This window comes from Psychrobacter phenylpyruvicus DSM 7000 = NBRC 102152 (assembly GCF_000685805.1).
In the GTDB taxonomy this organism is placed as follows: domain Bacteria; phylum Pseudomonadota; class Gammaproteobacteria; order Pseudomonadales; family Moraxellaceae; genus Psychrobacter; species Psychrobacter phenylpyruvicus.
Map to the genome: position 1 here is coordinate 52,291 of NZ_JMKP01000018.1, position 10,701 is coordinate 62,991.

Sequence of the window (10,701 nt, forward strand, 5' to 3'; positions counted from 1 at the left end):
GCCGCTGTGAACAATAAGCCCCTTTGTTTAACAAGTAATTAATAAATAGTGAAAAATCTATGAGTCAAACTGTGCCAAACCCTTCTACCAATGATGCCACTCAAAATGATGATGAGATCGATCTGATTGCATTGCTGCTGACACTGTTACGTGGTTGGAAAACTATCCTTACTTGTGCTTTGTTGGGCTTAGCCTTAGGGTTTACTTATAGCCGTTATGTGCAGCCTACTTATCAGACCGATGCGCTTATACAAATTGATAAAAAGTCTCAAGGTATTGCGGCTTTAGGTTCTAATATCTCCGAGTTAGTTGGTGCGGAAGCTACACCAGCGGAAACTGAACGAGAATTAATCAAATCACGTATGGTATTGGTACCTGTGGTAAGTAAGCTGCATTTAGATATTAAGGTTAGTGATGCAGAAGTTGGAGCGTTGGACCGTATCTCTCAGTCCAATATACCAACACAGACTAGCACTGAAGAAGGGGTGTTTTTAGATACCGAGCAAGGTGAAGTTCGTATCTCAAGCTTCACAGTGCCTCAAGCTTATGAAAATAAAACTTTCAATATTGTCAAAACAAATACTGGCTTTGAACTAAGTATTGAGATCAATGATCAACTTGAAACCTATACAGGTAATATCGCTAGCCCAACTGTTATTAAGACTCCTAAAGGGGACATTAATATCTCAGTCCACTCCCTACCCGCTGTCGGACATAACATAAGCCTTACTAAGCTTTCAACACCTTCAGCAGTTGAAGACTTAAGTAAGGCCCTATCAGTCTCAGAACGTGGAGAAAAAACCGGTATTGTTCAGTTAACTTTAACCGGAGAAGATCAAAAGCAGGTTAGTCGTGTATTATCTAATGTAGTACAATCCTATGTCGATCAAAACTTAGCCCGTGGCTCAGAGCAAACAACCACAACCATTAAGTTTATGGAATCACAAATTCCTCAACTGAAGCAAAAGCTAGAGCGATCTGAGGAGACCTTTAACAAATTCCGTGAGCAATACGGTACTATAGATGTCAGTAAAGAGGCTGAAATCTTATTAAATGAAAGTGCTCAAATTGAACGCCAACTTAGTGAGCTTAAACTAAAGCAGGCCGAACTGTTGACGTACTATACTGCTGAGCACCCTTTAGTAGTACAAATTAATGATCAGTTAGCTGTGCTTAATGCACGACGCCAGGAAATCAAAGAGACGGTAACTCGTATGCCTGAAACTCAGCGTGAGTTCTTACAGCTATCTCAAGATATGGAGATCAACCGTGAAATTTATCTCACCATGCTGAAGAACTATGAGCAGCTTAAGATTGCTCGTGCTGGTGAGATTGGCTATGTGCGTGTAGTCGATATGCCTATTAGTACTTTTGAAAAGATCGCTCCTAGAAGACTGGTTATTTGGGCCTTGTCGCTAATCATTGGTACCTTGTTAGGCTCACTATTAGTATTGGCCAAAAACTTACTACGCAATACTGTTAAAGATCCTGAACGCCTGGAAGAAAAAACGGGCGTGCCAGTTATTGCCACTATCCCTCGCTCAAAAACCGCTATTAACTTAATGAAAAACAATAAAAATAGTCGCCGTCTGCTAGCCATGGTTGATCATGACGGCCTAAGTTATGAAGGTATTAAAAGTCTACGTACCTCTTTGATGTTCGCCATGCCACCAGTCAGCAAAGTGGCTAGTGTCTTTGGTGAACTAGAAAGAGAAGAGGCTGCTAAACAAGGTAAGATTATTGTTATTTCTGGCGAATCGCCGGGGATTGGTAAATCCTTTATATCATCGAACTTAGCAGAGACATTCTCTCAGCTAAATAAAAAAGTTCTGATTATCGATGGCGATATGCGCCGTGGTGAGTTACATAAGATATTTACCATTAGTCAAAGTAATGGTCTAGGCGATTACTTAACCGAATCTGATGCCACCTTAGCTAACTTTATTCACCCTACTAGCTTTGAATTTATTGACTTTATGCCTCGAGGTAAACACCCTCATAATCCCGCTTCTCTATTATCTACCGATAAGTTCAGTAAAATGCTATTACAACTGGTAGCAATATATGATTATATTATCATTGATACACCACCAGTACTGGCAGTCTCTGATGCGATAATCACCGCACAGTATGCAGATAAAGTACTTATGGTCACTCGATACAACCACTCAGTTGAAGGACAGTTAGCGTATGCTGTTAAACAGATGTATAAAGCCAACGTGACTGTAGATGGTATTGTGTTAAATGACATGGTACAGGGCATTACTAGTAAATATAGTTATCACTATAATTATGCTTATGGTAACTCCAAAGATTAAGAATTAAAATTAAAGCTTTATCGTTGATATCTTTTATGAAAAAACCAAAAGCAAGTGGCTTTATAGGTGGGACTAGTATTTATCTTCTATCTAATATTTTGAACGGTATTATACCTTTCATTTTATTACCAGTTCTAACAAGATATCTTTCTCCCTCTGAATATGGAGAGGTTGCTATGTTCCAAACTCTACTTGGCGCTTTAGGTGCTTTTACAGGAAGTGTGTTTGTTGGTGCGGCCGGACGAAAGTACTATGACTCGAATCTTAATCGCGAAGAGCTAGCTGAATTTATTGGTTCGTGCATTCAACTCATTTCTATTTTCTCAACCTTAGTCTTTATAGTTCTTTTTATATTTCAAAACCAATTCTCAGAGTGGTTGAGCTTGAAGACGTCTTACATTATTTTTGCTGTTATTACTGCTGCATGCAGTGCTATTGTAAGTATTAGGTTGGGTCAATGGCAAGTACAAAAGCTAGCACTTAAGTTTGGTATATTTCAAATATCTCAAAGTCTTCTTAACATGCTTTTATCATTATTACTCGTTGTAGTAATGTTTAAAGGTGCAGAAGGTCGGATTAATGCTCAGATCATTACGACGCTTATTTTTTCATTAACAAGTCTACTTCTATTGAATAAAGATCACCTCTTAAAAGTATTTGTTTGGCGTAAAGATTATATAAGGGAAGCTTTAAAATTTGGTGTCCCTCTCATTCCACATATTGCGGGAGGGTTTTTATTAACGACAGTTGATAGATTTGTTATTAATAGAGAAATTGGATTAGCAGAAGCTGGTATCTATATGGTGGCAATACAACTAACTGCTGCTATAAATATAGTGTTTGATGCTATAAATAAAGCTTATGTGCCTTGGCTATTTGAAAAACTAAAAGAAGACAATCAACAACAGAAGATTAAAATAGTTAAGTTTACCTATGCTTGGTTTGCTTTAATTTTAATAGGTGCGTGTCTATCATTTTATATTGGCCCATATATTGTAGTGTTCATCGCTGGTGAACAATACTCCAAAGCTGGCGAAGTAATAGGATGGTTGGCATTAGGACAGGGCTTTCAAGGCATGTACCTTATGGTAACTAACTACATATTCTACTCTAAAAGAACAGGATTGCTTTCTATTGCTTCACTAAGCTCGGGGCTTCTAAATATTGTACTACTATTTATTTTAATTCGATTATTGGATTTAGAAGGTGCATCTATTGCATTTGCAATATCTATGGGTATTCGATTTTTGTTAACATGGTATATAGCTCATAAGCGGTTCTCAATGCCATGGTTTAATTTCCATTTAAAGGTTTAGAAAATATGCTAACAAACAAAACAATTTTAATAACAGGCGGTACAGGGTCATTCGGTAATACATTCGTACCAATGACATTGGCTAAATATAATCCCAAAAAAATCATTATTTTCTCTCGTGATGAGATGAAGCAATGGGATATGGCCAAGAAATTTATTGGTGATGATAGAGTTCGTTTCTTTATTGGTGACGTACGTGATAAAGATCGTTTATACCGTGCTTTAGACGGCGTTGATTATGTTGTTCATGCTGCAGCAACTAAAATTGTACCTACTGCAGAGTACAATCCTTTTGAATGTGTGAAAACTAATATTAATGGTGCAATGAACCTAATTGATGCCTGTATTGATAAAGGGGTTAAGGGTGTAGTTGCATTATCTACTGATAAAGCCAGTAGCCCTATTAATCTATATGGAGCCACCAAATTGGCTTCGGATAAGTTATTTGTCGCAGGCAACTCTTACTCTGGCGAACATGGCACCAAGTTCTCAGTAGTACGTTATGGCAACGTAATGGGTTCACGTGGCTCTGTCATTCCTTTCTTTATGTCTATCAGAGATAAAGGCGTATTGCCAATTACTGATGAGCGTATGACTCGCTTCATGATCTCATTAGAAGACGGCGTCGAATTAGTGTGGCATGCTTTTGAAGATATGGTAGGTGGTGAAATTTACGTTAAGAAGATTCCGTCAATGAAAATGACTGATTTAGCTCGTGTTGTGGCACCAGAAGCAAAGCAAGAAGTTATTGGTATCCGTCCAGGCGAAAAGCTGCATGAGCAGATGATTAGTGCCGAAGACGCGTACTATACTTACGAATATCCAGAGCACTTCAAAATCTTACCAACTATTAATAAGTGGGCAACAGATCCTGCCCGTATCAAAGATGGTAAACGCGTTCCAGAAGGCTTTGTCTATGCAAGCGATAATAACTCTGAATGGATGAGTGACGAGCAACTTCAAGAATGGATTGAAATCAATCGTGAAAAAATCGGGAGCATCTAAATGATTCCATATGGTCGCCAAGATATAAACCAACAAGATATTGATGCGGTAGTTGAGGTATTGCAATCGGATTTCCTAACGCAGGGACCTATGGTTCCTGCGTTTGAGAAATCTATTATGCATGCCTGTAATGCAAAATATGCAATAGCTGTTAACAGTGCTACCTCTGCCCTACACATCGCTTGTCTAGCATTAGGTTTGGGTAAAGGTGATTGGTTATGGACCACACCTAATACTTTTGTGGCTTCTGCTAACTGCGGCTTGTATTGTGGCGCCCAAGTGGACTTCGTTGATATTGACCCTAGTACTTATAATCTAAGTGTCAAAGCTTTAGAAGAGAAGCTTATTATCGCAGAAAAAGAAGATAAGCTACCTAAAGTTGTTATTCCTGTGCATTTTAGTGGTCAACCTTGTGATATGGCAGCTATTAATACTTTGTCACAAAAATATGGCTTTAAGATTATCGAAGATGCTTCTCATGCTATAGGTGGTAAATATAAAGGTGAGCCTATCGGTAACTGTCGCTATAGCGATATTACGGTATTTAGCTTCCATCCTGTAAAAATTGTGACCACTGCTGAAGGTGGTATGGCGGTTACGAATGATCCTAAGTTAGCAGAGCAGTTAAACTTGTTACGTAGCCATGGTATTACTCGTGACGAGAGCTTGATGACTAAACCTGCTGATGGGCCTTGGTATTACCAACAGATTGAACTTGGTTATAACTATCGAATGACAGATATGCAGGCTGCTCTAGGTGTATCTCAAATGCAGCGTTTAAATGAGTATGTTACTAAGCGTCATGAGCTTGCTGAACGTTATAATGAAATGCTTAAAGACCTGCCTATTACATTACCTTGGCAGAGTGAGGATAGCTACTCAGGCCTACATCTTTATGTCATTCGTTTACAGCTAGATAAAATATCTAAAACTCACCTTGAAGTATTCAATGGTATGCGCGAAGCAGGTATTTTAGTTAATCTTCATTATATCCCTGTGCATTTACAGCCTTACTATCAAGAAATGGGCTTTAGAGAAGGTGATTTCTTGGAGGCTGAGCAGTATTATAAAGAAGCTATTAGTTTGCCTATGTTTCCAACTATGACTGAAGAGCAACAAAATCAAGTAGTATCTACTTTAAAAGAGTTATTAGCATGAAAGTAGCTGTTATTCCGGCCCGTGGAGGCAGCAAACGTATTCCTCGAAAGAATATCAAAGAATTTTGTGGAAAGCCCATGATTGCTTACTCAATTGAAGCGGCTATTAAATCTGGTTGCTTTGATAAAGTAATTGTCTCTACAGACGATACTGAGATTGCAGAAGTAGCACGAGCGTATGGGGCTGAAGTACCTTTTATTAGACCAGAAGAGCTTTCCAACGACTATGCTGGTACTATTCCTGTTATACAGCACTCTGCTAACTGGTTACTTAAACATGACTACCATCCTAAGCTTATTTGCTGCCTGTATGCTACTGCACCCTTTATAACTGCTGATGCTATAAAACAAGGTTTGCACCAGTTAGAAGATACTAGCGCAGCTTATGCCTTCTCAGCAACTAGCTACGCTTTCCCTATTCAAAGAGCTTTCAAGATTAAGCCCTCACTCGGTGTGGAAATGTTTGAGCCTGAGCAATTTAATGCTCGCTCACAAGACTTAGAAGAGGCTTATCATGACGCAGGACAGTTTTATTGGGGTACAATAGATGCATGGTTGACAGAAAAGGTTATTTTCGGCTCTGAATCTACGCCCGTTATTTTGCCTAGACATCGAGTTCAGGATATTGATACACCTGAAGATTGGCAACGTGCCGAGTTATTGTTTAAGGCAATGCAACTATGAATGTTGTTTTTCGCTGTGATGCTTCAATCCAAATAGGTACTGGTCATGTCATGCGTTGTTTAACGCTTGCCGATGAGTTAGCTCGTCAGGGGGCCAAATGTTATTTTATATGTCGTGAGCATAAAGGCAATCTTATAGATTTTATCACTCAAAAAGGTTATGAAACCTATAAGCTTAAGGGGTTATCTCTAGATAGCAGTACAAAGAATCAAGCTGAATCTACCCTATTTCACTCGGAATGGTTAGAGGCTACTCAAGAGACAGATGCTAAGCAAACCCTACATATCGTTAGTTCAATACAACCAGAATGGCTAGTTATTGATCACTACGCGTTGGATAGTTATTGGGAAGAAAAGCTAAGACCTCATTGCGATAATGTTTTAGTGATTGATGATTTGGCAGATAGAAAGCATGACTGTGATCTCTTACTTGATCAAACGTTTGGTCGTAATAAGCAAGACTATCAAAATCTTGTCCCTAATCACTGCGAAATTTTATGCGGAACTACTTATGCTCTGCTACGTCCAGAGTTTTCTAAATGGCGTGAGTATAGTTTGGCGCGTAGAAAAGATAATAAATTACAACATATCTTAATCAACTTAGGCGGTGTAGATAAAGATAATATAACCTCAAATATATTAGAATCCTTAAAGCATACCCTATTGCCCAAATCATGTAAAATAACTGTAGTAATGGGTTCAACTTCTCCATGTATTAATACTGTAAAAAATAAAGCTAAACAATTGCCTTGGTTTACAGAAGTGAAAACAGGTGTTTCTAATATGGCTGAATTGATGGCAAGTAGCGACTTAGCTATTGGTGCTGCAGGGTCCACCTCTTGGGAGCGATGTTGTTTAGGCCTGCCTACTATTATGTTAGTTTTAGCCGAAAACCAATTGCTGATTGCTAAGAATTTACAAGATTTCGGCGCAGTGCTTCTAGCGAAGCTTCATGATAATTTGAAAGTCGACTTACATATAGAGCGTATTATTAACGAAGATAGATTGTTTAACATGAGTAAGTCAGCAAGCTTAATATGTGATGGGTTAGGTGTGAAAAGAGCCTCTAAATTATTATCTAATACAAATAGAGTTTGACAATGAAAATCAGTTTTTTGTGTAGTGACTCAGAGCATCCCGTTAATTCCTACTTATATAATTGGATTGAAGATAATTCAACCGAACATACTATTGAATTAGTTAGAGAAAAAAGTGAATTGAGTGGAGGTGATATTTTATTCCTAATTTCTTGTTCAGAAATCATTAATAAGAAAGATCGCTCTTTTTATACTAAAAGCTTAGTACTTCATGCTAGCGACCTTCCAGAGGGAAGAGGATGGAGTCCACATATATGGCAGATAGTCGAAGGATTTAATGAAATTACTCTTACCCTTCTAGAGGCCGAGGATAAGGTCGATAGTGGAGATATATGGAAAAAAATAAGGCTTAAGATTCCAAATCATGCATTATGGGATGAAATTAATCATAATCTTTTCCGAAAAGAAATTGAACTAATTGATTTTGCTGTACGCAATTTTGACTCTATCGTACCTACCCCGCAAAATACTGATATAGAGCCAACTTATTATCCAAAACGTACCCCTTTAGATAGTAAGCTAGATATATCTAAAAGCATTGAGAGCCAATTCAATAAAATAAGAGTGTGCGATCCTAATCGATTCCCAGCATACTTAGAAATTCATGGTAAGAAATTTAAATTAACTTTAGAGAAAGTAGGCGATGAATAATATTAATATTAATGGCCGTATTATCGGTTTAGATACACCTCCATACATAATTGCTGAAATGTCTGCCAACCATAATGGTGATTTTAACGCAGCTAAAGCTATTATTGCAGAAGCAAAAAAGGCAGGCGCAGATGCTTTAAAGATACAGACTTATACTCCAGACACTATCACTTTAAATTCCGATTTACCTGACTTTCAAATCCATGGCGGGTTATGGGATGGCGAGACCCTATACAGTCTTTATGAAAAAGCTTACACTCCATGGGAATGGCATAAACCTCTATTTGAATATGCTCGTGAACTAGATATTACTATGTTTAGCTCACCATTTGATAACACAGCTGTCGATCTATTAGAAGATTTAAATGCTCCAGCTTATAAGATTGCTTCTTTTGAAGCGATTGATTTGCCTCTTATACGATATGTAGCAAGCACGGGTAAACCAATGATTATATCCACTGGTATGGCTGATGATGAAGAAATCCAAGAAGCGATCGAGGCAGCACGCTCTGGTGGCTGTAAAGAGTTGGCTATTCTGCACTGCGTCAGTGGCTACCCTGCTCCAGCAGAAGACTATAATCTACGCACTATCTTAGATATGAGAGAGCGTTTTGGCTTAGTAACTGGTCTGTCCGATCATACTATTGATAACACAACAGCAGTCACTAGTGTGGCCTTAGGCGCATCTATTATTGAAAAGCACTTTACCTTAGACCGTAATGGTGGTGGACCTGATGATAGCTTCTCTCTTGAGCCTGAAGATTTAGTTGCTTTATGTAGAGATAGTAAAACAGCTTGGCAAGCTCTTGGCTCTGTGAATTATGGACGTAAAAGTAGTGAACAAAACAATGTCAAGTTCCGCCGTTCTCTATACTTTGTTAAAGACTTAAAAGCAGGTGATATCATTACTGAAGATGCTATTCGCAGCGTACGACCTGGCTTTGGTCTTGCTCCTAAGTTTTATGATGAGGTTGTTGGTAAAAGAGTTTCGAACGATGTTTATAAAAACACAGCCGTTCAACTAAAATATATCGAAACGAAAATATAGTCCCAAAAAACTGATAGTGTTAAGGCCTGTTGATTTAAGAATATAAATACTATTAATGTCTTTAGCATACCTTAGCTCAATATTATTGCTAGCTAGTAGCTAGCCCCATACATTGTTACTTTAATAGTAATTAAGATTAGCAATAACTAAGTGCAATTTGAGATTGAAAATTATGACTCAGTTAAACATTCAGTTTCAGAATATAATCAATTTATTGTGTGGGTTTCAGATAATTTTATTTGTATTTAACTTATTATATGGGCCTTATCCTTATCTCTATATATTAGCGGCTATTACACCAGTTAATATTCTATTAGCTATATATACTTATAGACATGGCTTTATTCTGAGAAATGCTGTCTTTATATTAACGGCGTTATTAGCTTTATTAATTTTTACAATCTTATCACCTGCTAAAGATGATTATAAGTATCTTACGCTACTGATAGGAGTTTCGGCTTTTTTTATCTCTTTAATTTTAAACGGAAAAAGTGCTCTAAACCTCATATTTTATTTAAATTTATTGTTAAATATAATAGTTTTCAAAATAGGATTACAAAATGGGTTTGATGTCAACTTTGGAAATAATATTTTATTCAATGCTAGCCGTAATATGGTCAGTTCTTACCTAATAGTAAGTATTATATATTACTTATTCTTTTCGTTTAAATACAATGAAAAAATAAACATATTTTTAGTATCCCTCTTCTTTGTTAACTCATTAATTTTATACGGCCGCTCCGGAATAGCTCTAGGAAGCATGATATTAATTTATTCATTATATAAGAGGTTTGGTAAATCTCTCTTCTTAATACTAAGCGTTATACTGTTAAGTTCAATAAGTACGATATATATGTTTATTCTTGAGAAGACTAATTTTTCTGAAGGTCTAGAATCTCCTAGGACAGCTATGTTTAATGAGTATATAACCGACCCATCACTACAAGACATTATCTTTGGGAGAGAAATTGCTGAATGTTGTGCTACGATTAGTTTGTTTGATAACAACCCACATAACTCTTTTATCTTTGCCCACATAAATTATGGAATTCCTAGTATTATATTGTTCTTACTAATTTTTATTACAATATTAAAAACTAAAGAATATGAATTAATATTTTTTATAATAGTTTTATATATTAGATATAGCCTTGATGTAATGGGTGCTTTCCTATTTTCAGACGTAGTAATTTTTTCAATATTTATATATGCGTTTAGATATTTAAAAGATAAAAATCATTCATCCAAACTAGAACTAGAATATAAGTAATATAAAATTTAGTTCAAACAGCCTTTCTATTATTAAAACCCCTGGTAAATACATTTTAAGGCTGTGAACCGCCCCGGGATTGTCGGAGACTCAATTTTCTGAGAGAATACGACAATGAAAACACGAAACTATACCCCTGAAATGAAAGAGCGAGCCG

General features: G+C 37.0%; 9 protein-coding genes. All 9 read left to right on the forward strand.

Features of this window, described 5'->3' with window-relative positions; all coding sequences use genetic code 11:
* Positions 1-59 precede the first annotated feature (59 nt).
* The 9 genes from G561_RS0108265 to G561_RS0108305 all read left to right on the forward strand — a co-directional run bounded on the left by G561_RS0108265 (position 60) and on the right by G561_RS0108305 (position 10,544).
* Positions 60-2,318, forward strand: a complete 2,259-nt coding sequence (locus tag G561_RS0108265) for a polysaccharide biosynthesis tyrosine autokinase (protein ID WP_028859121.1) — start codon at positions 60-62, stop codon at positions 2,316-2,318.
* Positions 2,319-2,353: 35 nt separating this feature from the next.
* On the forward strand, positions 2,354-3,634 hold the full coding sequence (locus G561_RS0108270; RefSeq protein ID WP_051584465.1) for a lipopolysaccharide biosynthesis protein: 1,281 nt from the start codon (positions 2,354-2,356) through the stop codon (positions 3,632-3,634).
* A 5-nt stretch (positions 3,635-3,639) separates the two neighbouring features.
* The gene (gene pseB, locus G561_RS0108275) at positions 3,640-4,638 is read left to right on the forward strand and encodes a UDP-N-acetylglucosamine 4,6-dehydratase (inverting) (RefSeq protein WP_028859123.1); all 999 of its coding nucleotides are present in this window, start codon (positions 3,640-3,642) and stop codon (positions 4,636-4,638) included.
* Positions 4,639-5,796: a UDP-4-amino-4,6-dideoxy-N-acetyl-beta-L-altrosamine transaminase gene (pseC, locus tag G561_RS0108280; protein WP_028859124.1), complete on the forward strand. Its 1,158-nt coding sequence runs from the start codon at positions 4,639-4,641 to the stop codon at positions 5,794-5,796.
* A complete protein-coding gene (gene pseF, locus G561_RS0108285) occupies positions 5,793-6,479 on the forward strand; it encodes a pseudaminic acid cytidylyltransferase (RefSeq protein ID WP_028859125.1) in 687 nt (228 codons plus the stop codon). Before pseC ends, pseF begins: the two co-directional genes overlap by 4 nt.
* The gene (pseG, locus tag G561_RS0108290) at positions 6,476-7,576 is read left to right on the forward strand and encodes a UDP-2,4-diacetamido-2,4,6-trideoxy-beta-L-altropyranose hydrolase (protein WP_028859126.1); all 1,101 of its coding nucleotides are present in this window, start codon (positions 6,476-6,478) and stop codon (positions 7,574-7,576) included. The genes pseF and pseG overlap by 4 nt, the downstream gene beginning before the upstream one ends.
* A gap of 2 nt (positions 7,577-7,578) precedes the next feature.
* Positions 7,579-8,226: a UDP-glucuronic acid dehydrogenase gene (locus G561_RS0108295; protein WP_028859127.1), complete on the forward strand. Its 648-nt coding sequence runs from the start codon at positions 7,579-7,581 to the stop codon at positions 8,224-8,226.
* Positions 8,219-9,274 carry a pseudaminic acid synthase gene (gene pseI / locus G561_RS0108300; protein ID WP_028859128.1) on the forward strand — a complete coding sequence of 352 codons (1,056 nt, stop codon included), beginning with the start codon at positions 8,219-8,221 and terminating at the stop codon, positions 9,272-9,274. The genes G561_RS0108295 and pseI overlap by 8 nt, the downstream gene beginning before the upstream one ends.
* A gap of 172 nt (positions 9,275-9,446) precedes the next feature.
* Positions 9,447-10,544: a hypothetical protein gene (locus tag G561_RS0108305; protein WP_028859129.1), complete on the forward strand. Its 1,098-nt coding sequence runs from the start codon at positions 9,447-9,449 to the stop codon at positions 10,542-10,544.
* Positions 10,545-10,701: the final 157 nt, after the last annotated feature.

Bases quoted from the DNA above. Each gene is read 5' to 3' on its own strand.
- G561_RS0108265 (WP_028859121.1), top strand. From the start codon at position 60: ATGAGTCAAACTGTGCCAAACCCTTCTACCAATGATGCCACTCAAAAT.
- G561_RS0108270 (WP_051584465.1), top strand. From the start codon at position 2,354: ATGAAAAAACCAAAAGCAAGTGGCTTTATAGGTGGGACTAGTATTTAT.
- pseB (WP_028859123.1), top strand. From the start codon at position 3,640: ATGCTAACAAACAAAACAATTTTAATAACAGGCGGTACAGGGTCATTC.
- pseC (WP_028859124.1), top strand. From the start codon at position 4,639: ATGATTCCATATGGTCGCCAAGATATAAACCAACAAGATATTGATGCG.
- pseF (WP_028859125.1), top strand. From the start codon at position 5,793: ATGAAAGTAGCTGTTATTCCGGCCCGTGGAGGCAGCAAACGTATTCCT.
- pseG (WP_028859126.1), top strand. From the start codon at position 6,476: ATGAATGTTGTTTTTCGCTGTGATGCTTCAATCCAAATAGGTACTGGT.
- G561_RS0108295 (WP_028859127.1), top strand. From the start codon at position 7,579: ATGAAAATCAGTTTTTTGTGTAGTGACTCAGAGCATCCCGTTAATTCC.
- pseI (WP_028859128.1), top strand. From the start codon at position 8,219: ATGAATAATATTAATATTAATGGCCGTATTATCGGTTTAGATACACCT.
- G561_RS0108305 (WP_028859129.1), top strand. From the start codon at position 9,447: ATGACTCAGTTAAACATTCAGTTTCAGAATATAATCAATTTATTGTGT.